We start from the raw sequence: 25249 nt of genomic DNA on the forward strand, positions 1-25249 counted from the left end.
TCATCACTCCCTCATGCAAAGATACGGTTCCCCATCCGCGCAGATATACATTGAACTGTCCTGCGGGATGTAATAGTAATTATCGTTCCAGCTTCCGTCCTCGCCTTGGGCATAAAGCGAAATCCGGTATTCCCCATCGCCTTTCAGCAGGAAATCGTCGTAAACATCAAATTGCCGCTGTGTATTAGCTGGGGTCTGGGAAAAAGACGCGATCAGCGCCCCTTTCCCTCTGCCCCAATCTTCGTCTACTTTCGTAGCGCGGCACTCAAAAGCTTGATAAGATATATCCGACTGAAAAGCCACAATTACCTTGTCAAATCCCGAAACCGCTGAAATCTTTTCCCCCGTAATGGAGAATGTCAAATGGGGTGCGGCCATCAGGCTACACTCCAAATGCCTGCGGCGGTCTTTACAAACACCTTGACGATCTTCACGCTGTCGCCAGAAGATGCAGTCTCAAGGTCGGTACCGGTAATAGTGACTTCGATGGGCGTAGTCTTAGGATAACTTCCATCGGAACCGCTCGTGTTAATAGAACCGGCAGTCGTGGGAATGACCGTACCTGCATCCTGCGTGGAGCTGGTCTGCGGAACAACGCATACCTTGTATTCCGCGAAGTCAACATCACAGGTAAAGGTGATCTTGGACTTGTTGAATCCCTCAACCTTGGAAATCTTCGTTTTGTCGGGACCAGTAATCGTCACAACCGGAACCGCAGTATTCAGCGTAATATCGTCCGATACTTCCTCGGTTTCATTGCCTACATCGTCGCGCACCTTGATATGTACGGTTTTCAAGCCGTCGCCGCTTGTCAGGTTGACGCTCTTTGTCTTTGCAAAGGTTTCCCAGCTTGCCGATGCTTCTTCATCCACACCGTCAATGCCCCAAATCTTCATCTGGTAGCCGGTGGTCACTTCATCCGATAAGCCGACCGTCAGCTTGACCGCCGTACTGGTTGCGTACAGCGCTCCGTCATTAATACTTAACGTCAGGCCAGACGGAGCCGTGGTATCAAGGGTTAAGTTAAAATAACTTGCCATTTATTCATTCTCCTTTTCATCCGCATTCAGTTCGAGGTAAAAGTATCCTCCTTGGCGGGTATAAATGATTTCGTTTCCAATTGCTGCGGTTTTTATCCCCATATCCTTTATAAACAATTGGGATATTGCATCAGCACCGACACTTATCATCCCCTCACCCCCTGATCAGGTACAGCGTCCTTGCGTCCTTTTCAGGAAGCTCCTCATATTCCGCAAGGTCTAATACCTTTATCACGTTGATTTCTTTGGACGATACATTTCCCGAGCCTGTACCACTCGGAAGCGGAACGTCGGATTCTTCGTATTCATGTGTGTCCGTGTTCCAGATCAGCCAAAATCCATTGTCGCCCGGCATCGGGGGATGGTCATTCAGTTCTTCCAGCCGCTTTTCATAGTCGGAGAACTCAGATGGAATCGTCGGCCACTGTGCATCCCCTGAAAGGCTGTCCGGTATGTATGGATAAATCTTGTTCGTGTGCCGGACAACATCCCCTTGTGTCCCTCTAAGCTGCATGGTGTAAGCCACGTTGCCGAATGCAAGCTGGTCGTCTGTCAGGACAGCACCAATGCCCTCATCCATTGGCGACAGGCGTATGATATTGAGGTTGTCCCCTACGGACACCAGCATGTCCCACTCGTATCCCTCCGGCAGCTCGCCAACAACATAGAGGGCGCGGGAGTTATTATCATACTGCCGCGCAATTACGTCACATGACGCGGAGAGCGTCCAGTTATAGAAAGTAATTTCAGGATAATTCACACTGTAACCTCTCCCTCCAACGCCGCAATGCGGGTTTCAAGCTGCTGCACCTTTTCGGACAGTGAGACATTGGCTGCGGCCAGTGATACGTTTGAAGCTGCCACCTTGTCAAGCAGAGCATCCATTTCTTCGCCACCGTATTTGCTGGTGTAATATCCTGCTGTTCCTGCGGTCAGCGCATCCAGCAGAGCATCAATTTGCTCGCTTGTATATTTCCCATCGTAGGCCATTAAACCACCAGCTTTCTTGCGTATTTATCAAGGATGATTTTCCCGTTTTTATCTTTCACAGCACCGCCCAAGCTGCCCTCCTTGGGTTGGGAATAATACAGGATAACGCAGCCGTCGCCAGCCGCACCTCCTGGGCCTCCGGAGCCGCCGCTGCCACCAGTTCCAACCCAGTCTGCCGATGGAACTGTACCGCGCGGATAACCGCCGCCACCGCCACCACCGCCACCTGCTCCACCAGTCCCGCCTTGCCCGGGCACTGATTCCTTTTCTGGCGGTATATTTGCCGCGCCTCCGTCGCCACCTGCTCCACCAATACAGTGGTATCCTGGACCATTGCCGGTAATATCATCCAACCAATCTACCATGCCATCATTGCCATCTTCTCCGTTTCCACCGTTTGCAGCGCCGCCACCACCGCCGCCGCCTGCATAGCCGCTCTTCCCTGCGTGTGTTCCACTTTCCCGCTTTTTGTATTCGTAATTACCACCTTGCCCACCAAAGAAGCTTAATACATCTGCACCATTAGAGGCTCGCGTAGCTGTTTCGCTTTTTGTTCCATCGCCGCCTTTACCGCCTTCCATTCCGTTTTCTCCTTTGGCCGCATAGGTCACTTCTGTGAAGGGATCTGTAAATCCATTGGGTGAGGAGGAACCGCTTGCAGTAGACAAGGAGCCGAATGTTGTATCCGTTCCGTTTACTCCCGCAGCGCCTCCGGTTCCTATAGTAACCGTAAAGGTGTCACCTGGATTTACATTTAAAGTCGATTGAAGGATTCTTCCCCCATTTCCTCCCTCTCCGCCTTTTCCTCCAGCTCCGCCTGTGCCTCCCTGGTTACTCTGTTTGCCATCTTCGCCTTTTTCTCCCGTTAATCCACCCTGTCCACCGCTGATCAACACAGCCCTGACACTTGTCACATTGTCCGGCACTGTCCAGTTACCCGAGGCGGTCAATATCTCCGATTTGTCGTAATACTCCACATCCCCTATGTTCTGCGGCTTGTACCCGACAAGGACGCTCTCATTTGATTTCAGCTTTTTCGACATTGTAATATCCGAGGATTCAATGCAGCCCTCTACCGTACCGCCGTATGGATGTACAATGCTCACCACATCGCCTGGGGATTCGCTTTGCACCAGCACATCGCTTACAATGCGCTCGTTACATGAGTAATAGCTTACAAGCCTTTCCGCAACGGCGTTTGAGTTGGCAAGCGAAACAAGCGTTGCACCCTCGACCTTTACCACGCTGTCCGACTGGTCTATCAGGTCCCGCGTTTTCGGCGCGATATCCTTGATTACTTGTCTTGTGGTATGCACATACTTCTTGCCCGTCAGCTTCCCACTGCCCGCAGTTACAATCGCGTAATTTGCACCGGATTCCGTAATCCTGAATCCGTCTGCAACGAGGTCATAACACGGTTCGTCGAATGTGATCTTATCGCCGGCCGATGCGGTACCCTCAAACAGGTCTACGGTTTCTGTTGCAGTCTGGTTATAAGCATGCTCGGTTACGATAACCTGCGTCACGGGCGTTGCGTATTCGACCGAACCTCCGCTGTACATATGGTCTGCATCGATTTCCGCTGACTGGGAATCCCATAACCCCTCTATGCGGATTACCCCGTTATAATCCACCTTGAGCGTTGCGCCGATCGCAAACAGGACTTGCGTCAGGTTCTCGCGCTTTGTGGCGATGGGGAGCCAGCCATACAGCTTGATACTCTTGATATTGTTCTTTACAATAACGAGATACGGACTGCAAATATCCGTAACCACCTCATCTACCGTCTGGCCGGTATAGATGCCTCCATTGTGATATGATTCGTCTAACAGGCCGACGGTGGAGGTGCAGTCAAAGCGGTAGGTGTTGATATTCTCTCTGGATATCTTTTGGACATAAAAAGTCCCCATTTGCGTATCATCGTGAAAATACGTCAATGGGGTATTCCTTTGAAATTGTGTCAGCGTCGTATCGTCGCTTGTTACCTCAAAACTGAACGTGTCGATCTCAAGAGAACTCGACAAAAGCGACCGCGCGTAGTAAGGGTTGCCGCTTTTTATTTCAGTACCCTCAAAGGTTTTATCCAAGTATTCGATTCTGTTTCCCATATTCATGTCCTCTGCGGTTCCATAGCGATAAACTGAACAGAAAGCCCTGTCCAGTAGGTTCCACTTGCGTTTTTGCGTGCAAGCGTATCCTGTCCGGTTGTTACATACATTTCAAATGTAGACATGCCCTGACCATATGGTAAAACGGCCATATGGCTGTCAACCGGAGCAGAAAGCACTTCATACAGACTGTCATAGTCTGAATAGTGGCCAATCTTTGGGTATATTTGCAATTCATAGTTATAGAATGTACCTTTAATATCTCGCGTCATTCTGCCGGACATTACCCGCCCCGCGTTCTCGCCATCCATAACCTGAAAGCTGCGCTTTACACCACCTGCAGGAACGAGTACGTCATACTCCACATTGTCAACTGTCAATATCATAGCGCGCCCCCTGTAACAAGATTCATCCCTCTGCGGCGCGTTTCGGATGAATTATAGTTTCCGGTAATGCGCGCGAATTTCTGACCATCAATGTACAGATCGATAGGCGCGCTCCCATTCGCTCCACCGCGCTCTGCCAGAACCTCGGAAAGCGCCTGTTTAATCGTTGAAAGCGGCGCTTCAATATTTGTTCCTGCTTTTTGGTCGCCCAGAACGGCGAGGAACTCATTATTGGGGCTGATTACTGCGCCGGATGCGAGATGGGGGAGATTATCAAGAGAGTACAGCGATTTAGGCAAAGGCTCTGCGTATAGCGAGTATGTGCTTGTTCCAATGCCAAAAAAGGAAGATAGCCCGCTCGAAATTTTATCTCCGATAGCTCCGAAGAAATTTTTCACCGCATCTATTGCCTTTTGAATCGCTTCTACGATAGCGTTAAATACGTTTATAACGGTTTCTTTTACCTTTTCCCAATTAGCAATCAGTAGAACTATTCCGGCAATAATACCTGCTATTGCAATTAAAATTGGATTTCCCGCAAACAAACCGATAATTCCAGATATTGTTTGAGCCATTTTCCCCAACTGCACAATAATTTGTGCAATCTTCCACGCCGCCACAAATCCAATTACAAGAGCTGTAACGGTTTGCAGAACGCCTTCATGTTCTGCCAAAAAATTGATTACATTGCCCAATAAATTCACAAGTGTCGGGAGTGCTGTTTGAATAACCCATGTTAACAGTGGAAGTATCACATCTTCATATATCCTCGAAAGAATACCACCAATTGTATCTATAAGACTTTTAATAGCTTCCAGTATGTTTTTTACCGATGCCATTAACGGCTCAAAATTGATTTGCGCCGCCCACTCAGCCGTTGCCTGTGTGATCTCATCAATCGTGCCGACAATGCTATCGATAATTCCAAGAATCGCCTCCCATATCTGAACGCCGTTGTTGTTGGCCTCCCATGCAATTTGAAGCTGTTCCGCTATATTGCCGATAGCCGTAGCGGTATTTTGCACGATGGAAAGAATATGCGAGAAAATGGATTGTCCCAATCCCGCTTCATTCCACGCTGTCAAAAACGCCTGTCCTATGGAATTTGCAAAGCTGGCTATCTGCTGTACCATCGTCATGATCGCGCTCAACATAGCCTGTCCGGCATTACCATTTTCCCACGCAGCGAGGAACGCCTGACCAATGGATGCTATGATCTGGATTATGGTATTGAGCAGATTCATCAGGGTTTGCAGCATTTGTTCGCCGACGTTGTTCTGCTCCCACGCCGTCCTAAAGGCATTTGCAATAGCGCCTACGATACCAAGGATGGTTTGAAGCAGAAATTGCAGGTTATTCAGTGTTGCTACGCCCGTGCCATTCGTCCAAATACTCATGAATGACTGGCCAATTGCAGAAACCATGCCTTTCAGGGCTTCCAACGCGGCTTTCGCTGAATCAATAGTCGCCTGCCCATATTGCGCCCACGAGTCCTGAAACACTTTCCAGAAGTCGGTCAGCCATTGCGGCATGGGGATTTTCGAATAATCCGTATCAAATTGCGGTTCGCCTGGCTTCGGCTGCTCCTGCTTCTCCGTGCTATTGCCAAGCTTTTGAATGGTGTCGAAGCTGGCAAGGGCTTTTTCCGCATCCTTTGTCGCCTGCGTTGTCTCTTCCGTCGCCTGCGCCTGCTGATGCAGGGCATCCGCATTCTCCTGTGCCTTTTGTGCAGTAGTGCCGAATACAGACGCTACAAACTGCGCCATCTGCGCTGTAACCTGCGCCAAGGCTTTCATCAGCATGTTGAGCCACGGCAGGATCGTGTCATATATTGGCTGAAACGCTGTCAGCAGATTGCTCTTGATCTGGCCGAATGATTTTGCGAAATCCTTATTTGCAAGCAGCGCCTTTCCCAAGTCCTCGGTCAAGGCGGTCAATGCTCTTGATATGATATTGAAAAACAACGCGCCCGCAACAATGCTGCGGAGGCGGACTGCAACGGCGCTTGCCTTTTTTCCGGTCTTATCTAGCGCTTTGGCGCTGGATTTTCCGAATGAACTGATTTTGTTTTTCGCCTTATCAGCAGCCGCCCCGATGCCGCTGCCGAGATTCTTTTTCAGGCTCCCGAAGGTGTTGGCAAGGGCAGTTTTCAGTTTTCCTATAACACTGTTGTTCTGCCTTATTTTTTCATTTACTGTATTCGAGAAGTCGGAAAATTCAGCTTTTGACTGTTGCAGCCCCGCACGCATGTTCTCGAGCTTGGTCTGCTCATTAGACAAGTTTCCCGCAATATTCTGCCCAACTGTGCTGTTCCATGCGCTCTCAACCGTTTCTGCCAGCGTTTGACGAAGCTGCTCGGCTTTTTCGTCGGCTTTTCTCAATCCCTCGGCGAGGCGGTCTGATTCTGCGGTAAGGGCATTCAACCTTTGCGCGGATTCAGAAAACTCTTCCTGTGGAATCGCGCCCACGGCAGCCTGTTTGAGCTTTTCGCTATATTCGGCCTGCGCAGAATATGCTTTTGCGTTTACCTCTTCAAGCTGCTGCGCCAGCTTTTTTGCCTCGGCTTCCGTCGCTTCCAAATCAGACTTCATTTTCAGCCCGCGCGCGCCGCCGGAGGACACCTTTTCCCATTGCGCGGCAAGCTTCTTGACTTTCTCGGCCTGACGTTCTACGGCGGCAGTCTGCTTCTCAATATCCTTTGACATTTGGGCGATCTGCTTTTTAGCCTGTTCGTCGCTTACGGTAGCTTCTATTCTGATGGAGCCGTCTGCATTTGCCATTCAATCACCCCTTTCTTTTAAAAATGGGCATAAGAAAACCACCCTACGATGTGTAAGGTGGTCTATGTGTTGAGTTGTTTCTGCCTTGACATTGGCAGCACGCATGATATAATATAGATACAAAGGGCGCAGTCGGTAGACGGTTAGCCCCAATGGTTCAGCTAAAGTAGCCGCTTCATTTGGACGTGAGGGCGGCTACTTCTTTTTATTGTCTAAAATACGCTCGATAAGTACAAGTATAATAACAAGTATTACGAGATATTCCATACAACCGCCCCCTTTCAGGGGCAAGACTTAACCGCCTACCGCTGGCACGACTGCGCCCGCCCCCTTATGGGGGCTTTTTTATTATATCATAGCGCGCTGTCCAGTGTCAATTTATGAGGTTTTTTGCAAATGAAATAGTAGTTACCCATCAAACTGCGCCCAAAACGCTTCTACCGCCTCTTTTTCTTCATCGGAAAGCGCTGGCGCGGGGGTCAGATTCCGCTTCAATCGTTCGTAATCATGCTTTTGCTTGCCCTTCATTTTGCTGGTATCAGTACCCCGTATCTGTATGGCATGCGATAGCGCGCTGCATTCATCAAGGCTTTCCATCAACGCCACAAACTCAAACCAGTGCAGTTTGGTTTTATGCAATTCGATTCCAAACGTTTGTCTGAATGATGAATACAGCCGCGCTGCGTCAAAATCGAACCACATAAGGCGCTTGCCGCCGCTTTCCATCTCCTTTTCCTCTCCGCAGCGCATGAACCATGTCATGCCGGCAAGCGCAGTTTCAAGCGGAGGCATGCTTTTCCCATAGAGGAGGCACAACGCAACCCATATCCGATCTTCTTCTGATAGATTGGGATCATCCAGAACGAGGGATATCTGGATGCCGATACGGTAATCCGTCCGGATCAGATATCCCTCATAATCCTCCGGAAGCCGGTCAAGCAGCATGTTATACACTGCCGACACGCTCCGCGCTGTACTTGTTCATATTAGCGACACGCTTGTTGGTATGATCCTCAATAAATGGCAGCAGTTTGGTAAACAGTTCAATGAACATATCAGAGGACGGGAGAACATCACCAAACACCTTTTTACAGGTATCTTCCCCGATCAGCGCATCCGTCTTATCGCGTACTTCCTCATCAAACTTTACAACGTCGTCAATTGTTTCTGCAATATCGGCCTTCTTAGCTGAAATCGCCTCTGCCTGCGTTTTGATATCGTTCAAAAGACCATAAAAGCCTTTTACAAAGCTGTCGTCAGACAGCGGCAGGCGGATCGTATCGCCTGCGTCGTTTACCTCGATCACCTTAACGCCATTATTAATTCTGATGCTGTCCATTTATTACACCCCTACTCCATCAGCCGTAAATGTCGGTTTGCCAGTCGTAATTTTTACCGTCCCTGGGATCGGGTCGCCTACATAGTTAAGCGTGAACTCCAAGGTCGGTGTCTCGCCACCTGCGCCGCCATAGGTATCGACCTGTACGGAAACCTCCTGTACTTCTGCCTTGTATGTGATATCAGGGCTTTCCCCTGTAGAATCCCACATATCAATATTGAGCAGCCAGGAATGCGAGCTTCCAAGAGTGGCACGACCTCTCCGTTTCTGGTTCACATACTCAAACACCTCGTCGCCCTTTGTACACTGCTGGGATACGCTCATGGTGGGCTGGTATCCGGTAATTTCCGTTGTGGCCGATTCCGAGATAATGTCCTGCTCAGTTTCGGTCTGTGCGCCATAGTCAGTTGATGCCTCGGTAACGTTTTTGCCAAGGCGCGCCCATGTTGCCGCCGAATATTCCCCAAACGTCTCTCCAACATCAAGAAAATGTGCGATCAGCGGTCTTTTGATTTTTTCTGTTACTGCCATATTAACCTCCTACTTCATATTCCATTGTCATCAGTATTTGATAATCTTCTACGTTGTCATCATACCTTGCAAGCAGGCTCGCGGAAGATGTGCGCTGCACGGTGGTGACGTTTTTCTCATCGCCCAAGTCCGGCCAATTCTCCTCTGCCCATTCGCCAAGTTTATTCAATTCGCTTTCCGCGTCTAACCGTTCTTCGCTATCTGTGGGCAGGGACCTGTACAGTATCCCGAATTGGTATTGCGCCTCATAGCTTCCATCGATATACTGTGCTGTCTTATACGCCCCTTGGATGGTCGTCAAGCTCATCCCCGACCTTTCTGGCGGGAGATATTCAAACTCGATATCAGGGTTATGTTTTTTCAGCCATGAAAGGACGGCACGCGATATGCCCTCCTGTTCACGTGCCGTTACATAGCTTATCTTTTTACTTGTCGGCAAGGATTTTCTTCACCCCCTGCTCCCATTTCTCTTCGTTCACGGATTTGCTTACTTCAAACCAGTGCGAGGTCGCTTGTGGATGCATTGACTTATTAAATACTAAGTTCTTATCTGTCAGTGCTTTCCTTGATCCTTTTTCTGGCATAGCTGCTTCCCGTTTCGGGGTCTATCATCAGCTTCCCATAATACAAATAGCGCGCATATGGCATTGCGTATACAATGACATTCCCGTCACGATGGACATTGGTTGATAAGGTTCCTGTGAGCGCAGGTAAAAATTGGTCGGTGTCTTTAATAATTTCTTCCTGCAACCAGGCGTTCGCTTTTTTTATCCGTCCATCCAGCATATCATCCGGAATATCAATAGCAAGAGAGTACCGTATCATTTTCCGCCCACCTCCCAATGCCGCATCTGGGGGGAGCCGTAGTCATACCGCGCAACCGAAGTCACGCGGTACACCTCGTGCTTTTCCCTGTTCGCCTGATAGTTCCCCTCGTCCGGCACGTCGCCATAGGCGAAGTAATCCGTTTCAGGGTCGAGCCGCAAATCCGGCGCAACGGAAAACGGGATATGTAACGTCACTGTATCCGCACTGTTCATCGCTGTTTTGGATACGGATGTGCCGCGCGTAGATTCCAGCAGGACACCGGAAAGGACTGTCCGGCCGGACGGCTGGAATAACGTCACTGTATGTGGCAGTTTCATTCGATCACCTTTGCCCTTTCAAACTGTGTCGGCAGCTTTGCAGCCTTAGAGAACGCCCGATATTTAGATTGTAATGCGCGCAGGCGTATCTTTGCATTATTGGCCTGCTTCGCATTCCCTGATGCGTTAAATGCAATAATACGTCGCTCCTGCTTCCGCATTGCAGTCTCAAGCCTCCGCTGCATCTGCGTTGCATCATAGGCACTGTATGTTTTGCCCTCGTATTGAAACGGAGGTGGGTCGAGCGCTTTCAATTCTTCATCGGTATAGGCTCGTTCAGATACACCCTCTAAAAAAGCGTACTTCCTATGCCGGCAATTGGCTCCTTCAAGCCCGTCAACAGCACCTAAGCCGCAAACCGTGTATATGTTCGGGTATTTGCTGTCCGAGCGCGTACTGTAAACTTTGCCTTGCCAGTTTTTATGATCTTGCCATCCAGTACCCTTGTCTCGCGCCCCTCGATGGGCTGTGACCTCATACAGATCGGTTTCCAATACTTCCGCTGCTGCTTCTGAATATTTTGCGGTAACCTGATTCAGCCCCGTCATTATCGCGCGCCTTGCGGCTACATCTGCATGGTTCATCCATCCACTGGCATAATCTACGGTTCGGATGCCGCTGTCTGCCATCTCGCGAACAGCATCCTCCAATGCCTGCTGAACCGTAAATGCTCCGGAATGTACTTTCATTTCTGCTTTATCCAATACCGCCTGGTATGTTCTTGCAATCGGTTGAAATGTGATCCCGCCGCCTGTCTGTACGGCAAATCCAAGAGAACGGGTGATGTTCCGATATCCGTCCAGCATTTGCGACCGGATTAAGCTGATATCATAAGCAGAAACGATATGCGCAGGCATTGTAATGCTTGCTTTGCTGGCCAAATCATTGTAATAAGTGCGGTTAAGCTCAACCACTCTATCAAGCGCAGCTTGAACTTCCGGCACTGTTGATCGGGAATGCTTCGCGATCATCCTCTCAATGGTTTTCATATCAACCCCGTACCCGCGCAATACGCGGATATCGTTGATCGCTACCTCATTCAATTCACCAGTCAGCCGAAAGCGTGAACATATTTCGCGCAGGATATCCATTTCAAGCCCGTTGATTGCATCCACCAGCGGCTGCGGTGCTGCATCCAGATATTCCGGCGTGACAGGGAATTTCATTATCCTACACCGCCATACAGCAGCCCCGTTCCAAACAGGTATTGAGCTATCAGCGATTTTTGCTGTTCCGGAATGCTTTGAACCTGTGCGGATATCGCTGAATTTGCGCCGTAGCTCCGCGACCATGAACCAACGCTTTCAGATGAAATCGCCCCTCCATCAGAAGAAAACACTGCGTTTATTGCTGCTTCCTGATTTTGTACCACCTCTGCAAGCGCACAATTAAGTTTTTTTACTCGATTCATGGTATATTCACTTAAATTCCCATCAGAGCGGCCAAGTGTTGCACAGGAGATGATATCCGCCGCGCGCTCAGATAAACGCTCAAAATCATCTTCGCTTATGGTATTGCCTTTGTAACATGACTTGTAGAATATATAATCCGCGTACACGGCGGTCACTCCTTTCTATTACGAGGGAAACGTAACAGTTGCCACAAACAGGCCGTTCGGGTCGGGCAGCACAGGGATAAACATGCCGCTGGCCTTTGTCCAGATCGCTACCGGATCGGGGGTCTGCCACTGCGTCATGGTGATGTACTGGTCACTCGATGCCGCGGTAAACGCGCCTTGCGCCTCCTCTTCCGGCGTTACACCCCACAGGCCTGCGCCAATAGAGCCATTGGCGAGCGTTGCCATGAAGCTGATCTTATTCTGCGGGAAATAGCGTGCGGTGGTCAGTGTTCCAGCGGCCTTTTCATAGTTGTAAGTCAGATCGTTGATAGTGATACGTTCGATGCCAAACAAGCGTGTGAAAAGGCTGGTTACTTCATCCTGCGTCGCCAGGCGGCCTACCGAAGCAGAACCAAAGAGCGCAGTCTGTACAATCTCATTCTTGGCAATGGCATTAAACACCGTCGACGAAGTCTCAATTTCTCGGATGATGCGTCCAGTTTTGGACGCTGCATCTTTGATTTTCTGGAAATCGTCCAGAATTGACTTTGCTTTGGTGTTGCTGGACCAGTCAAACGTGTATCCGACATTTGCGGACGGTACGCCGAAATCGATTTCCGCATCAACATGGTTTTCGTCGATGGTGATATTACCAGACGATAGCAGCTCCTGCTTTGCAACCTCGGTTCGCGTTTTAACGCCCTCTGCCAGCCGCCCCATATCGTCATAAATATAATCGAGAATCTCATTGTTCTGCACGCCGTGGTCGCGCAGCAGACGTACACGCTCAGACATATTGATCTTGCGCTTAATGAGCAACTTCTCGACCGTGATAACGCTCGCGGTCGGGCGGGAACCAATTTCCGCCTCTGCATCCAGCGCGTGTACCGTCGCCATCGTCGGCAGGTACGCGCTGTCCGCCATTGCAAGATATTTTGCAGCAATATTCTGCGTCTTCATATCCGGCAGCAGTCGGTCGCCGGGCAGCGCCGGTCGTTCAATACTAAAATTCCGGCCAAAGTCGATAAGTTCAGCCTCTTTCAGCAGTTCAATAAATTCAGCCATATTCTTTCTCCTTTACGCTCTCGTAGTCTCGGGGGCATCTTCAAATACAATGCCGCTCTTCTGTAAGGCAATAACTGCGCTATCGCTTTCCCCAGTTCCAGCGACAGGCTCAGCCGGCAAGCGATTTTTATAAATTCGGCCGGCAACGATCACGGAGGCGATGCGGTCGCCGTAAGTCACGTCTACATCCTCGAATACAATGCCCTGCGCTGTTTGGTCATTTGCAGGGAACACGGTGCCCGCTTTTACGATTTTTCTCGTCCCGTCTTCCGCTCCCATCGTGTCGGGAATCAACCTTGTTTTCTGTACCAAGCCGATCTCGCTTGCAAGAAAGTTCGGCCTGGTCTTACCGTCGATTTTGTTTACATAAGTACCCATTTCTTTACTCCTTTACTTTAGGTGTGAATTGTGCAGAATACTTCTGCGCTGCCAGCCCCGCTGCGCTTACCGGTTTGGGGGCTGGGTTTTGAATTGGATTGACAAACGTCGGAGCGGGCTTTTCACTCTGGAATGCGTCTGGGTCGGATTCCTGCTGTTTCTTGCAGTAATCGTCAAATCCTGTCAGCGTTCCGTCCTTAAGTTCCAGCTTATTAGCTGTTAAATCATTGATAAACGCCTTTTCTGCCGCCTTGGATGTGAATTTCAAGCCTTTCGCTGCAATGTGTGATCGTACTGCATCAGCATAGTCACGCGCATTAAGCTTGTTTTGAAACTCCGTTGTTTCGGTGTTGTACTTGTCCTGCAATTCGCCGAATTTCTTCTGCAGGTCTGCGTTACCTTCTGCTTTCTTTTGCAGATCAGCAATGTCAGCATCGCGTTGCTCAAGCTGCGTTTTCAGATCTTCAATATCCTTTTTTGCATTCGTAGCTTGCGCTTTATACCGCTCGACATCCTTTCCGTTGATGGCAAGGACCTTGCTTGCCTGCTCCTCGGTCAACCCGATTTCCAGTAATTCTTCTGTTTTCATATGACCTCCTTTGCGGGTAGGCTTTTTAGGTCGTTGCCGTGACCTCCCGCCCAGCACTTTTAGGCTTGCTGGATAGCCAATTTTGACATTCCGTAGTTTAATGTCATTGCGGACAAGGTATAAGAAAAGCGCCATGAATTACACACGGCGCTCTGCTTATTTTACTAACCCTTTTCTACGATTTACAATAACATCATAATACGGTGGTATTCCGATAATTTTTTGTCCGCACTCTTTTGGAACACGTCCATAGCAAATAACACATAATGGCTTCAATCGATCCATCATCTCTTCGTATCCCCTAATAAATAACCGTTTACTCTTTTTGTCAGCCTGTGTTCCAACGCTGGAAATCGCCACTACACTTCCCCTCGGTTCGCCGTCAAAACACCATTCAAAGCTTCTTTCATCACTCCATGATATGGATGGATAAACTGTGATCCCATGGCGCTGCCAATATGCAGCTATCCAATGTTTACGATAGTGGTTATATATTTGCATCGCAAGCGGCATATCTGTATATGTTGAAAAGTCTGGGGAACAAACAGCACGAAACTGCGATAACCTCTGAATGTAATTATCCGGCCGGTTCCAATACCGAGAAAACTGATAATCATGCACAAAACAATGTATTATTTTCTCCGCCGGATTCTTTTCTTTGTTTGCATAGTTCATTGGAATAAATTCCCCATCGGGATATTCTGTCACCGGCTCAATCTGAGGGATATCGTAATATCCAACACCATGAAATAGACATTTATCAAGGTTTTCAAAATCAATCACAATATGCTCCATTAAACAAAAACGCCGTAAGATACATTTCTGCACCTTACGGCATAACAAGCGTCCGGACTCGAACCGGAACCTCCTCCAACAAGGCGTGCTGCCCTTACACCACTACTTGTTATGTCGATTGTACCATATTTTTTTTACTCGCTCAACCATTTCCCTTTCTTTGCTTGTCAGTTTCGCATACCCTTTCGCGCCATCTTTCTCGCTATGAATGTAACCATGATGCGTATGCGGGGAAACTTTATCATGTGGTCTGTCGAGGTCTATCTGCTTTGTTCTCTTATTTTTTGTGTCGTAATATGTAATATGCTTCAATGTGCCAGCAGCATTTACCGTTACATAAACGCGCCCATGTGTCATTGTCTCCTGGGGGGCTTTTGCTGACATACTGCCGTTGTACTGAACGAATTTGATGTTTCCAGATTGCAGAAGCGTCCTAAACTCACTGCCATAAGGTTTTCCTCCGCTCCTGCCGCTGCTTGCTCCGCGTCCTCCCACTATTCTTCCCTCATTAGTTTCTCTACCGTTGGCATCATCGTTTTTGCCTCTTCTTCTGTTACGCCATATTTTTTGGCAATATATAATTCTCCGCGAATCAGGCCGGCGCTCACATCGTTACGCATGTCGGCAAGCTCTTTCTGCTTGCTTTCGGTATCCTGCACAACACCGTCTCCCCAATCACACTTCAAGGTCCAATCTCCTGCCGGCGCAAGCCCATACAGCGTAGCATAAACATCCATGCCATATAACAAACCATTCAGCGCATGTTCTAAAGCGGCTTGTGTATCGCGCACTGTCACATACATCGTCTGTTTGCTTGATACAATTTCAGTCGCTGTAGCGTTAACTGTCTGTGGGTCGGAAAGCGTACCGAATGATAGCCCGCAATTCAATTCAATCAACTTTAACGTATCTTGGAACCCTTTGTATAAGCTATCATTGCGAAACTCCGGCGAAAACGCCTGATAAAAGTCTTCATCCCCGAACGGCATGTGTCGGAATAAACGATCCCGTAATAGTGGGTTGACATGTGGAAGTCCGCTCTCATCAAAAATTTGCGGCGGGATCGCGCTGTCGCTCATAAGGATTCGACGTTCCCCGCTCTCGAACTCCCACATCAACCGCTCCCACTGTTCATCTGCTGATTGAATAAGGCCAACCGCCGCACCGCTATAAATAGATACCCCAAGCGGGCTTTCCGGCTCAATGTTATTCGCCATTGGGACCTTAAAAAAACCAAATAGAGGACGATCTACGTTTTGAATATGGATTTCCGGTGTAATCTGTTCCCACCCTGATACAGTTCCAAGAGCCACTTCATTTCCTATATTCCCGTTCTGATCAGATACAAAAGCGCGATTGCGGATGGTGTATGTTCCATTTTTCAGCTCATGAAATTCCAGCTTTGTATAATACCGGTTCTTTTCGCGCTTCGTATCAGAAAATACCGCTGATGCAATTTCTCCATTTGAATCCACGCTGACCGGATATGCTGTCCCAACCGTATTGAAATCAACAAGAATACGGTTCCCGTCCACGAATGGCTTGTAGAAAAAGCCACCCACAGAAAGCCCTTTTTCCACATCCGTTCTTATGTGTGGGAGCATTCCTTGTACGCTGCCATTCAGGTAAGCCGCTCGCGTTCCGCCCTCAACGGTTATCGTACTTTCTATCGTGGCCGGTCGGGCGACCGCACGGCATATCGCCGCAGGCAAACCGCACGACTGAACAGTACGGTTTCCATGTTTCCCAAGCCATTCAGCATTATCCATGTACATGCTACGCCATAGCGCGATATGTGTCTGCATCACAGAATCGTATAAAGGTGCTGCGCCTGTCAGCTCTTCAATTTTATTTGCAGGAATCATCGCTGTCCTCACCGCCCGTATAAATTGTTTTATCCTCTCAAACATTTATGATCCCCCTTGACCGCACCTCTTTTCGCACTACTGTCTGCACATAATACCGTGATGCGTCCATGTCGTGGTCATATTCTTTGATAACTTCGTCTTCTTGAGATTTATCATCCCACATATACATACCGAACTCGTCAATTGCGCTGGTACAGCTTTCATGGTATTGCAGATAGCCCGCCTGTAGAAGCGTACCCATCAGGCGTATCCCATCCAGCACGCTGTTGTCTGCATCACGCACCAGATACCGCCCATGTCGCCGGATGGTTTCTTTAAATGAAGCCGCTGACGGGTCTATGATGATATACTCGACATACTGCCCTGAAAGGAACTTTTCCAAGTCGACGTAGTATTCTTCATCTGTTTTCTGTCTCTTTTCTTTCCGGCTGTCATGGCGGTACGCTCGCACGCAGGTAGATTTACATGTCATCATATCAAATCGCCAAAGCTGGAACACCGTCGGATTAATTGTACCGTAGTCACAGGAAACAAAATATCGGTTCCCTGATCCGCTTTCTCGCGTTACATGCCTGTCTGCAGAAAACATCGGATACACAAGCCCTTCGGCTACTCTCCGAAGCCCTAATATATCCCGTTGATACCATATGCTCTTTCGATCGTAGGTCGCGAGAATTTCCTTGAGCTTATCATCGGATACAGAAAGGTTGTCCGCTATCGTAAAATGCCCATAATTAAACCCATACTCCGGATTCTTTCTCTGTCTTTCCGCATGGAAATTCAGCACATCCGTATAGTATGGGTGGTTTTCGCCTTTTGGGTTTAAGTCATGATAAATACCACGGTCGGCACTGGTTAATGTTCGGTCGAATACCTCTTGAACGAATTTGGGGTGGCACTCATTTGCCTCTGTGATGTATGCAAGTCCATAGGTATTGCCTTTGATGGACTTTTCATCCCCGTCCTTTCGCCCACCAGATACCAGGACTATCTTATCCCCCGAAACGGTCCTGACATAAATACAATCCCGATTTTGATATTTACCGACGCGACAATTATTCTTCCCGAAATAATTAATCATGCCGTATCCGTCGCAGTCTATGATATTCAGCATGGCTGATGCTGTAGATACCCCCGCAATCAGATGGAACCGGTTCGGATGCTTTTCCAACCGCGCACAAAACGACATGGTCTGCAATACGTTCTTAGCGCCGCGTTTTCCTCCCTCTGCTACGTTGAACCAGCTATGCAGCGATCGGTTGAAATATTCAATTTGCCGCTCGGTAAATGGAGCTGGTATATTATCCATCTTCAAAATCCTTTATATCTCGGTTTGGTTTGGGCGCTCGCAGCATGTCAGCCAACGCTTGTTTTCCATAGCTATCAGGTTCCGGCTTTTCTTTTCCATCAAACACACCCACATGCTTCCCCAGCAATTCAAGCGCTTTAATTTTGTTTGAATATTTCAAATCGCTATCCTGCGCATCCGAAGCTGTTTTGTCCGCTATTTCTTTTAGTTTAAGCAGCACATAGTCTTGTGTGATTTCGGTTCTTTCTTGTCTTTCCGCTTTTGCTTCCCGTATTGCTTTTGAAACACAAGTTTTCCCAAGTAGTTCAGGACCGATCCTATCGGCGGTTTTACGACTGTACCCTGCACGGATTGCCGCTTGTGTCGCGTTCAAGTCAATCAAGTATTCATTTATAAATCGTCTCTGTTTATCCGTCAGCCGCGCAGCCATAACGCCACCTCCAATCTGCGCAAAACAAAACCGCCACCCGTCAGGATAGCGGCTTATGATATGTAACATGGTGGAAAGGGCTGGAATCGAACCAGCAACGTTGACACGCGTCCATCCCGCTTTTCCGTTAAGCTACCTTCCCGTATACCCGCTTATCGCGGGTATCGCCCGCCCTGCACACACTACGCCAAGGAAAGGGATTTCCACCTCTTTTCCATGTATTTTCAGGCACATACATGGTGCGTGCTGTGCAGGTGCGGACAATTCAAGCCAGTCTTTTATATCCCGCTGCTGGCACGCGGCCTTGCTCATGAGCTTGCGCTTGCCCCGTGGCCTTTGGTGCTTTGGCTTTCGCCTCGCCCCGCGTGGGCGATGATATCCGGTTTGCACGGTTGCCCCACTTATTTAACGACAGTTGGTAACTCCCTTTAGTCGGCGCGTCTTTCCGCGCTGTCAGTACACCGAGCGCTACGCGCCCAGCCTTTTGCCCCGCCGCCCTCATGCAGGCTTAGGGACGCAAAAGACCCGCCTTGTTACGCATATCATTGCTTTTACGCAACGCCATAGGCTTGGCGGGTTCAGTCTCCTGATATGCGGGTGAGGATTTGCACCTCACATGAGTGGATTGCTGTCTAACGCCCGTCGCGCATTTCTGCGGCCTGCAAACACGAGGGACTATACCCGCACCGCCAGCAGGATAATAGGTGCCACTCTACCCGTCACCATAGCGTCTACCTTATTCCGCCACCGCATACTCTACATTTGTTCTTTTATGCTTCTGTCAAGCTGTACCATTTTGCATCACCTACCTCATGGGGCGGCGTGACGGTAATGAGCCGCCGCACTTCGCAGTTTGTGCATGCCCGCCCTGCGTCGCTTCGCATCATGCTCGCCGCATATTGCCCGAATAACCCGTCGGGCGCGGGAAAAACTATGGCTCCCCCTCTGCCTCATGCAGCTTCGGGGGCATATCCCGCCCAGCACCGGCCGGACGGGTAGAAATGGAGGAAAACATGAATTTCAGGCTTTTGAGTTTCAGCCCCTCGGGGCTTTGCTCAATATCATTGTACTACATTTATTTCGTCTTTTTCGTCAACTTCACTTTTCCGTAAAAATGTGTTATGTTTGCGCCTCGGATATTGCTCGTCCGTTTCGCCCATACTAAACGCCACCTGTTGCCAAGACAACCCATTCACATACCGCAAGGATAGAATCATCCGCATCTGCGCATCATCTACACTTGCTATGTATCGATTCAGCCGGTTATATTCTATTACCGACTGACGTACCTTGAGATCGATCAAGTCCCTCTGCTCGGCGATCAGGATACCCAAGTCACCGATTTTATCATGTACGCCCGACACATGCGGCAGTCCAGTGATCTTTGCCGTACATCCTGCTGCTGCCGCCTCAAGCTCTGACAGCTTCCGTTTCTCTTCCTCTATTTCCCTGTTCAGCCAATACAGTTGCGACAGTTCCTTTTTGGTCAAGCCCTTCTCCCCTCCACTCGTCATATTTTCTTCTGCGCGCGAGCATTTCAAGCATTTCAGGTGAGTAGTCAGTCACTTTGTTCCTGCTCCCACATCTTGAATGCTTCCTCTGGCGGCTCCGGCAGCGGCATCCAGTGCGTAACGACAGGATGCTCAAAGTAGCTCCATCCCCACAGCGTCCAGTCGCTGGCCTCCGTTTTCACCTTCCAAAAGTTCCCGCTACCGTCATCTGCGGGCACGCCCAACAATTTCCCTAAATAGTACCCGCTTTGTCTGCATCCCTCTCGCGGCGGCACATAGCATAGTACGTCATATTCGTGCGTGTTTTTCCCATCCGTATCCGGCAGTCTCTCCTTAACGCTAATCCAATTGCTCATGCTGTCCACTCTCCTCATCACTTTTATATCTCATAGTCGGGAAAAACCACATCCAAAGAAACGCCCACCACATACCGAAGCGGCAGCAAAACAGAAGGACAAATGCCAGAAATGCTATGTAGGATAAACAGGCAAATGCCATTTCGAGCGCCTTCACTGTCCACCCTCCCCGTCGTGGATGGAGCCAATTCTGTTTTCCAGCCGCTCCAGTTTGTCCTGCTTATACTGTGCTACAATGCTTTCGCAATCGTGCAATATCATCATCTGATCGAGCATGATAAGCACATCGGCGATTTCTTCAGCAATGGAAAGCTGATTGTCTTTCCCTCTGGCGTGCTTGCACAGTTCCTTTTGCAGTTCGGACATTTCTTCCATGACCATGAGCGTTTGGGCTTCTGCGCCGTATGTAGAAAGGGCGAGACGGTATAGTTCGGTGTTAGTCATTCCGCACCTGCCTTTTTCGCTTCTTCTAATTCGTCAAATAATTCGAAGAGGTCGTACATCGCAACGCTGGTCGGTGAGCCTTGCGCGCGCAGCGCTTTCAAATCTTCTCGTACAAATTCAATCTCAGCTTCTATTTCTTTTATTGTTCTCATTCCACGCCTCCGATGATCTCGTCCAGCTTGACGGTTTCGCCGGGGCGGAGCGAGGGGAACAAAGCAGTATCAAGCGTTGCAATAACAAATTTGGTGTTCAATACCTTAATTTGCGGGTCACATTCATCGAGTTTGTCTGCCTCTGGGTACAGTACCTTGATCGCTTTCGCCCTCTCCACCTCCTGCTCCGTCCAGCGTGGCTTGTGGATGATGCGGTAAGAATTATTAATCATGCAACAAAGTTCTTCGCTGCTTACCAATCCGCCTTTAACATTTTCAATTTTCCCGTTTTCGTTTATACGATAATAATTAAATACAAAATCGTTAAATCGGAAATGCTCGTTTATTTCAACCCCCAGCACCTCGCAAATGCGGGGCTTCTTCTGCTTGTCCATGTTGGCCTCCTTTGGTTCTACAGGTGGCAGAGCCGGATTATACTCTGCCGCCAACTCTTTTCGGATTTCCTCTTTTTCTTCGTCCAAATAACTCGTTCTCCAATATCTTTCGAGTTCAATGATGTGCCTAACTTGTTTATTGGAAAAAAGATATAAATGGTCTTTTGCCACGTCTCGCCTCTTACTCCAGTCTGGATGGGCAGACCCACCGAAACGGCATTGGCAGTGCTCGATATCGTAATCACAAATAGGGCATTTCTCTTTCATGTTGGCCTCCTCCAACTGTCCGAAGTTTCCGGATGGTTCATCCTCCACCACCTCATAGCCCATCAGGCGGGCGGCTTCGTGGGGATGTTCAACCGCCCAAACATCGCATTCGGCCGTATCTTCACAATCAATGATATGGTTCCTGATCGGGCATTGCCCGCATGCTCTTCCACGACAAAACGCCTTTTGGAGCCGAAGAATTGATCTATAAACCAATTCCCCCGTCTTACTCCGAAACTTCATGGTCGGCCTCCTCAAATTTCACCGTCCCGCATTTAGGACAGATATACAGATTTTTGTGCGCCTCTACTGTGTATATATTTCTCATCATGCCAGACAGGACGAAGTTTTTATATTGTTCAAATGGCTTGTCTTGCTCGTATCCACAGATGCACTTCATTTCAACATCCTCCATTCATCCGCACATCGCGTGGCCGACACCAAGAACAACCACGGATATCAAGAGCTTCACCGATTGCATGTATACCTCTTTCTTCTCCTCCGGCCAAAATTCCGCAATGGTGAGCGCAGAGCCAAATAACATAAGGTGTCGAATCGAACAAAAAATACCTATGCATGTAAGTATTTCGCCGATTTCATGCATTTTCGTCCTCCTTGTCCATGCGAGCGCCGTAAGAACAAAAGTCGTTATCCGTTTCCCATGTATGCTGTTCTCCACAGTTACAACAATAAAACATAGCGCATTCCTCACGCCCACGCCAAACGCAATCCTTACAGCGTACCACCTCCGCAACGGCGGCGGCGGGTTTCCCATCAACACAATGTCTGGCTATTTTCTGCATCAGCAAATAGTAGTCTAGATTGTCGGTGTCGAAATTTAGGCGGTATCCATCAGGCCCACTCTTAGTGCTAAATCCTGTTGCCATTCCGTTCCCTCCGTAGTGCGGCCTCGGCCTCTTCGCGGGTCAGAAAGACGGATTTTCCCAGTGCGGAAATTTCAAATCCATTCAGATTGGAATAAATTCCATCAATCAAATTCCACCCTACCAAGACAGAGCAATAAGAAATATGGACTGAAATAACCTCGTATGTGGAAACAACCCCCCCCCGCTTGTTTGGCTCATACACTTTTTTTCCAAGAAGTCTGTCTGCCTGTGCCAGTTCGCGGAGGCGGTCAACTGATACTCCAAAGGCATCTTCAATGATTTTTGCAAAGTCCATATCAAACAGACTGCACTTGTTCACTTTTCAAGCCCCTCCATCCTGCCTTTCAGCTCGATGATCTCCTCCGGCTCCATCCCCGTTTTCTCATAAGCAGCAAGGCGGTCAACAGCTTTGTTTATCACCTCTTGTTGGATAGGGCTGATACAATCAATACAATCTTCCAGTACATACCTTAATTTCTCCGTCAACTTTTCCATGTTAGCCCTCCTTCTGGCCGCGCCTTAAATACTTCGGCATACACTCTTTCCACGGCCCCAATAGGCGTTCTGCTTCTTCCAAGGCTTCTGTCTCGTAATTGTGCGGGTCTTCCTTGTCGCTGTTGACGTATGCGAACCACATCATAGCGAGGGTCCGTTTCACCCGCTCCAGCTCGGCCCTAATCACTCTCCACTCATCATTACCCAAACAGTCTGGATTTGGCGCGCACTCGGTAAGCAAGGCCAAGGCAAGACCAGCGTTCTTTTCTTTGCATCTCTCCAGCTCAGCCCGCAACCTCTCGTTTTCGGCCTGGAGCGTGGAGAGGGCGGTGGCGGCGTCTCGCAGTGTTTTCTTTGCTTGACAGCCAAAGTTAGTTCGGTCACATTCTTCTGCCCACCATTTCATCTGCTCAATCAGCTTTTCGTTGTCCATCAGGTGTCCTCCTTTGCTGGCTGCTGGAGCCATTGCAAATATCCATCCTCTAATGGTTGCTCATAGAGTTCGAAAATAAATTGCGCAAGTTCCTCATCGCTCATAGACCGGATGCGGTCGGCGTTGGTCATAGGCGGCTTGTATGCCCCACACTTAACAACGATCTCGTTCGGGTTTCTTTCGTGCCTGCAATCCGCAGCACACCGATCACACAAATTAAGTCCCATTGGTGGCCTCCCCTCCCTCCGGCGGGCGGCGGTATAGGTTGTAGTCTACGCCCATACCACTAATAGGCACATATACCGTATGCCACCCTCTGAAAATGATTTTGTCCTCTGTGACAGTTTTGATAATATGCCATCCACTCTCAATCCGTGGATCAAAGACTTTTAGATATGCCGGCTCCCCGTCCATCTCCCGCAGTTCCTCCAGCGTCAACGGCTCGTTCGGCGGGGTGAGGATTGGCGCTTCGTCAATATACTGTTCTACGGTTGCCTGAATGTATAACGGCGCATCCTTAATCGCTCCCAACAACGCTTCTTTCAGAACATCCGCATCAATCGGTCTTGCCATCTTTCAGCGCCTCCATCCTCTCCATCACCATCTCCACGGCCTCGTCCGTCATGGGTGCGCCGCAGTTCGGGCAAAACAAACGTTTTCCAACAGCCATCTTACCGCATTTCGAACACTTGCTATAAAATGCGTCATCTCCCACCGGCATCCACTCCCCCCTCCACACCTTCTCCACCTGCTCCTGCGTGGGCGGGGTGAGAGCGTCGATTTTTACCCGTTCAAGCTCAATAGCTCTCTCCCTTCGTCTTTTCCCGTAATAGTGTACAGGTGCGTTTTCAAGGCGTTTTATCCTATCCTCGCAACTCTTTATTGCCGCTTCTTCCTGCGTCATTCCTGTTCCTCCTCAAATCCAATCTGCCCCGACAGCACCCCGTCCTCCATCCACCAGTGGAAAACGTCGGTTCCGGTTTGCCAATCGCACGGCAATCCGCGTGCGGTGCGTTCTTCCAGCATCTTTCCAAACGCGCGGATATACGCCCTTTCAAATGTCGGGTATCGCGTAAACTCAAACTGCCTGCCTTTTCTCCCCGCCATCGGGCAGCCGACACAGCCAACGCGGTCAAATCCACACGCATACAGCGGATTCGTCTCGATGTGCTCGCTCCGGATGTAATCCCAAACGTCATTATCCGTCCAATCCACTATTGGATTGCAGATGCGTTTTGCCTGCAATCTGCAGTTTTCAAACAACTGACGTTTATCATCATTGTCATTGTTGATAATGATTTTCTTACTGAGATCGTGCGGCAGACTTTCGTAAATGCCGCGCTTATTTCGTCGGCTGGCGCTTTCCGCCCACCGCACGCCGGTTGTAATCATGCGGCCAGCCCCGCCGCCCTCTTTCAGCACCGAGCAGCAGTAGCGCATCAGGCGTGTCGGCGGCACGAGCTTCTGCGGGATCAGGCTCCACATCGTCACCGACGCACCTTTGTACGTCGGCCAGTTTACCGTGCATTTGATTCCTTTGGCTTCCAGCCGCCGGAACGTGTCCCGCACATGGTACACGGTCTCCGGCGCGTCCGCGGTGGTGTGGTTGTGCTGCACTTCAAAGTTGATCCCTGCCGCCAGTGCGAGCGCGATGCACACATCCGAATCCTTACCCCCACTGGTGGTTACGATCAGTGGTTTGCCGTAGTAGGTTTCGCTCATTTCCGCTGCCAGTTTCAGCCGCTCAATGGCTTTCTGTTCTTTGTCCATCCTTTTTCCTCATATATCTCCACTTCGATCCGTGGGCGTTTCGCATCCACCTCGAACACATCCTCAAACCCCGCGATCTCTTTCCACCCATCGTTCCGCAGGTATTTCCCCCTGACGAGCGCGTCCTGTATCACCTTCCGGCCGAACGCGCACACATTGTCCTTGTCCCGCCGGCGGTTCGGCTCATACCAGCGGTAAACCATGCGTACCGGACCGTCCGCCCTCCAC

37 protein-coding genes and 1 tRNA gene are annotated in these 25249 nt (G+C 49.4%); all 38 read right to left on the reverse strand.

Annotated elements, in window-relative coordinates; translation table 11 throughout:
• Window positions 1-3 precede the first annotated feature (3 nt).
• Window positions 4-378, reverse strand: coding sequence for a hypothetical protein (locus RX717_RS12670; RefSeq protein WP_316960325.1), 375 nt, complete (start codon window positions 376-378; stop codon window positions 4-6).
• Window positions 378-1040: a hypothetical protein gene (locus tag RX717_RS12675; RefSeq protein WP_316960326.1), complete on the reverse strand. Its 663-nt coding sequence runs from the start codon at window positions 1038-1040 to the stop codon at window positions 378-380. The genes RX717_RS12670 and RX717_RS12675 overlap by 1 nt, the downstream gene beginning before the upstream one ends.
• Window positions 1041-1190 (reverse strand): hypothetical protein, encoded by a 150-nt coding sequence (locus RX717_RS12680; protein ID WP_153802409.1) that lies wholly within the window; start codon window positions 1188-1190, stop codon window positions 1041-1043.
• Between the two features lie 4 nt (window positions 1191-1194).
• Window positions 1195-1800 (reverse strand): hypothetical protein, encoded by a 606-nt coding sequence (locus RX717_RS12685; RefSeq protein ID WP_316960327.1) that lies wholly within the window; start codon window positions 1798-1800, stop codon window positions 1195-1197.
• Complete coding sequence (locus RX717_RS12690) at window positions 1797-2030, reverse strand: hypothetical protein (RefSeq protein WP_316960328.1); 234 nt, start codon at window positions 2028-2030, stop codon at window positions 1797-1799. Before RX717_RS12690 ends, RX717_RS12685 begins: the two co-directional genes overlap by 4 nt.
• Window positions 2030-4138, reverse strand: coding sequence for a glycine-rich domain-containing protein (locus RX717_RS12695; RefSeq protein WP_316960329.1), 2109 nt, complete (start codon window positions 4136-4138; stop codon window positions 2030-2032). Before RX717_RS12695 ends, RX717_RS12690 begins: the two co-directional genes overlap by 1 nt.
• 2 nt (window positions 4139-4140) lie before the next feature.
• Entirely contained in the window at window positions 4141-4524 is a 384-nt protein-coding gene (locus tag RX717_RS12700) for a hypothetical protein (protein WP_316960330.1), read from the reverse strand.
• The gene (locus RX717_RS12705) at window positions 4521-7304 is read right to left on the reverse strand and encodes a phage tail protein (protein WP_316960331.1); all 2784 of its coding nucleotides are present in this window, start codon (window positions 7302-7304) and stop codon (window positions 4521-4523) included. Before RX717_RS12705 ends, RX717_RS12700 begins: the two co-directional genes overlap by 4 nt.
• Window positions 7305-7712: 408 nt before the next feature.
• Window positions 7713-8249: a Gp15 family bacteriophage protein gene (locus tag RX717_RS12710; RefSeq protein WP_316960672.1), complete on the reverse strand. Its 537-nt coding sequence runs from the start codon at window positions 8247-8249 to the stop codon at window positions 7713-7715.
• A 1-nt stretch (window position 8250) separates the two neighbouring features.
• The gene (locus tag RX717_RS12715; protein WP_316960332.1) at window positions 8251-8643 is read right to left on the reverse strand and encodes a hypothetical protein; all 393 of its coding nucleotides are present in this window, start codon (window positions 8641-8643) and stop codon (window positions 8251-8253) included.
• A gap of 3 nt (window positions 8644-8646) precedes the next feature.
• On the reverse strand, window positions 8647-9174 hold the full coding sequence (locus RX717_RS12720; protein WP_316960333.1) for a phage tail tube protein: 528 nt from the start codon (window positions 9172-9174) through the stop codon (window positions 8647-8649).
• 1 nt (window position 9175) lies between these two features.
• A complete protein-coding gene (locus RX717_RS12725; protein ID WP_316960334.1) occupies window positions 9176-9613 on the reverse strand; it encodes a hypothetical protein in 438 nt (145 codons plus the stop codon).
• A gap of 107 nt (window positions 9614-9720) precedes the next feature.
• A complete protein-coding gene (locus RX717_RS12730) occupies window positions 9721-9999 on the reverse strand; it encodes a minor capsid protein (protein WP_316960335.1) in 279 nt (92 codons plus the stop codon).
• Window positions 9996-10319: a hypothetical protein gene (locus tag RX717_RS12735; RefSeq protein WP_316960336.1), complete on the reverse strand. Its 324-nt coding sequence runs from the start codon at window positions 10317-10319 to the stop codon at window positions 9996-9998. The genes RX717_RS12730 and RX717_RS12735 overlap by 4 nt, the downstream gene beginning before the upstream one ends.
• Window positions 10316-11485 (reverse strand): phage minor capsid protein, encoded by a 1170-nt coding sequence (locus RX717_RS12740; protein WP_316960337.1) that lies wholly within the window; start codon window positions 11483-11485, stop codon window positions 10316-10318. The genes RX717_RS12735 and RX717_RS12740 overlap by 4 nt, the downstream gene beginning before the upstream one ends.
• Window positions 11485-11877 carry a hypothetical protein gene (locus RX717_RS12745; protein ID WP_316960338.1) on the reverse strand — a complete coding sequence of 131 codons (393 nt, stop codon included), beginning with the start codon at window positions 11875-11877 and terminating at the stop codon, window positions 11485-11487. The genes RX717_RS12740 and RX717_RS12745 overlap by 1 nt, the downstream gene beginning before the upstream one ends.
• A gap of 18 nt (window positions 11878-11895) precedes the next feature.
• Complete coding sequence (locus RX717_RS12750; protein ID WP_316960339.1) at window positions 11896-12942, reverse strand: major capsid protein; 1047 nt, start codon at window positions 12940-12942, stop codon at window positions 11896-11898.
• A 12-nt stretch (window positions 12943-12954) separates the two neighbouring features.
• Window positions 12955-13320 (reverse strand): hypothetical protein, encoded by a 366-nt coding sequence (locus RX717_RS12755; RefSeq protein WP_316960340.1) that lies wholly within the window; start codon window positions 13318-13320, stop codon window positions 12955-12957.
• A 4-nt stretch (window positions 13321-13324) separates the two neighbouring features.
• Entirely contained in the window at window positions 13325-13909 is a 585-nt protein-coding gene (locus RX717_RS12760) for a phage scaffolding protein (protein ID WP_316960341.1), read from the reverse strand.
• 156 nt (window positions 13910-14065) lie between these two features.
• Window positions 14066-14692: a DUF4417 domain-containing protein gene (locus tag RX717_RS12765; protein ID WP_316960342.1), complete on the reverse strand. Its 627-nt coding sequence runs from the start codon at window positions 14690-14692 to the stop codon at window positions 14066-14068.
• A 114-nt stretch (window positions 14693-14806) separates the two neighbouring features.
• Window positions 14807-15199 (reverse strand): hypothetical protein, encoded by a 393-nt coding sequence (locus RX717_RS12770; RefSeq protein ID WP_316960343.1) that lies wholly within the window; start codon window positions 15197-15199, stop codon window positions 14807-14809.
• Entirely contained in the window at window positions 15199-16614 is a 1416-nt protein-coding gene (locus RX717_RS12775; RefSeq protein WP_316960344.1) for a phage portal protein, read from the reverse strand. Before RX717_RS12775 ends, RX717_RS12770 begins: the two co-directional genes overlap by 1 nt.
• Window positions 16607-17881, reverse strand: a complete 1275-nt coding sequence (locus RX717_RS12780; protein WP_316960345.1) for a PBSX family phage terminase large subunit — start codon at window positions 17879-17881, stop codon at window positions 16607-16609. The genes RX717_RS12775 and RX717_RS12780 overlap by 8 nt, the downstream gene beginning before the upstream one ends.
• Window positions 17874-18299, reverse strand: coding sequence for a terminase small subunit (locus tag RX717_RS12785; RefSeq protein ID WP_442908808.1), 426 nt, complete (start codon window positions 18297-18299; stop codon window positions 17874-17876). Before RX717_RS12785 ends, RX717_RS12780 begins: the two co-directional genes overlap by 8 nt.
• Before the next feature lie 80 nt (window positions 18300-18379).
• Window positions 18380-18453: transfer RNA gene (locus tag RX717_RS12790), tRNA-OTHER, on the reverse strand.
• Window positions 18454-19372: 919 nt separating this feature from the next.
• A complete protein-coding gene (locus RX717_RS12795; protein WP_316960347.1) occupies window positions 19373-19801 on the reverse strand; it encodes a hypothetical protein in 429 nt (142 codons plus the stop codon).
• Window positions 19802-19869: 68 nt separating this feature from the next.
• Entirely contained in the window at window positions 19870-20178 is a 309-nt protein-coding gene (locus RX717_RS12800; RefSeq protein ID WP_316960348.1) for a DUF551 domain-containing protein, read from the reverse strand.
• A gap of 153 nt (window positions 20179-20331) precedes the next feature.
• Window positions 20332-20622, reverse strand: coding sequence for a hypothetical protein (locus tag RX717_RS12805; protein WP_316960349.1), 291 nt, complete (start codon window positions 20620-20622; stop codon window positions 20332-20334).
• The gene (locus RX717_RS12810; protein ID WP_316960350.1) at window positions 20619-20774 is read right to left on the reverse strand and encodes a hypothetical protein; all 156 of its coding nucleotides are present in this window, start codon (window positions 20772-20774) and stop codon (window positions 20619-20621) included. The genes RX717_RS12805 and RX717_RS12810 overlap by 4 nt, the downstream gene beginning before the upstream one ends.
• Window positions 20771-21679 (reverse strand): hypothetical protein, encoded by a 909-nt coding sequence (locus tag RX717_RS12815; RefSeq protein ID WP_316960351.1) that lies wholly within the window; start codon window positions 21677-21679, stop codon window positions 20771-20773. Before RX717_RS12815 ends, RX717_RS12810 begins: the two co-directional genes overlap by 4 nt.
• Window positions 21680-21851: 172 nt before the next feature.
• Entirely contained in the window at window positions 21852-22040 is a 189-nt protein-coding gene (locus RX717_RS12820; RefSeq protein WP_316960352.1) for a hypothetical protein, read from the reverse strand.
• Window positions 22041-22306: 266 nt separating this feature from the next.
• Window positions 22307-22642, reverse strand: coding sequence for a hypothetical protein (locus tag RX717_RS12825; RefSeq protein WP_316960353.1), 336 nt, complete (start codon window positions 22640-22642; stop codon window positions 22307-22309).
• On the reverse strand, window positions 22639-22818 hold the full coding sequence (locus RX717_RS12830; protein ID WP_316960354.1) for a hypothetical protein: 180 nt from the start codon (window positions 22816-22818) through the stop codon (window positions 22639-22641). The genes RX717_RS12825 and RX717_RS12830 overlap by 4 nt, the downstream gene beginning before the upstream one ends.
• Before the next feature lies 1 nt (window position 22819).
• Window positions 22820-23251 (reverse strand): hypothetical protein, encoded by a 432-nt coding sequence (locus RX717_RS12835; protein ID WP_316960355.1) that lies wholly within the window; start codon window positions 23249-23251, stop codon window positions 22820-22822.
• A gap of 216 nt (window positions 23252-23467) precedes the next feature.
• Window positions 23468-23824 carry a hypothetical protein gene (locus tag RX717_RS12840; RefSeq protein ID WP_316960356.1) on the reverse strand — a complete coding sequence of 119 codons (357 nt, stop codon included), beginning with the start codon at window positions 23822-23824 and terminating at the stop codon, window positions 23468-23470.
• On the reverse strand, window positions 23808-24155 hold the full coding sequence (locus RX717_RS12845; RefSeq protein ID WP_316960357.1) for a hypothetical protein: 348 nt from the start codon (window positions 24153-24155) through the stop codon (window positions 23808-23810). Before RX717_RS12845 ends, RX717_RS12840 begins: the two co-directional genes overlap by 17 nt.
• Window positions 24152-25021, reverse strand: coding sequence for a phosphoadenosine phosphosulfate reductase family protein (locus RX717_RS12850; protein ID WP_316960358.1), 870 nt, complete (start codon window positions 25019-25021; stop codon window positions 24152-24154). Before RX717_RS12850 ends, RX717_RS12845 begins: the two co-directional genes overlap by 4 nt.
• Window positions 24988-25224 carry a hypothetical protein gene (locus tag RX717_RS12855; RefSeq protein WP_316960359.1) on the reverse strand — a complete coding sequence of 79 codons (237 nt, stop codon included), beginning with the start codon at window positions 25222-25224 and terminating at the stop codon, window positions 24988-24990. The genes RX717_RS12850 and RX717_RS12855 overlap by 34 nt, the downstream gene beginning before the upstream one ends.
• Window positions 25225-25249: the final 25 nt, after the last annotated feature.

Source organism: Intestinibacillus sp. NTUH-41-i26, assembly GCF_032769475.1.
GTDB lineage: Bacteria > Bacillota > Clostridia > Oscillospirales > Butyricicoccaceae > Agathobaculum > Agathobaculum ammoniilyticum.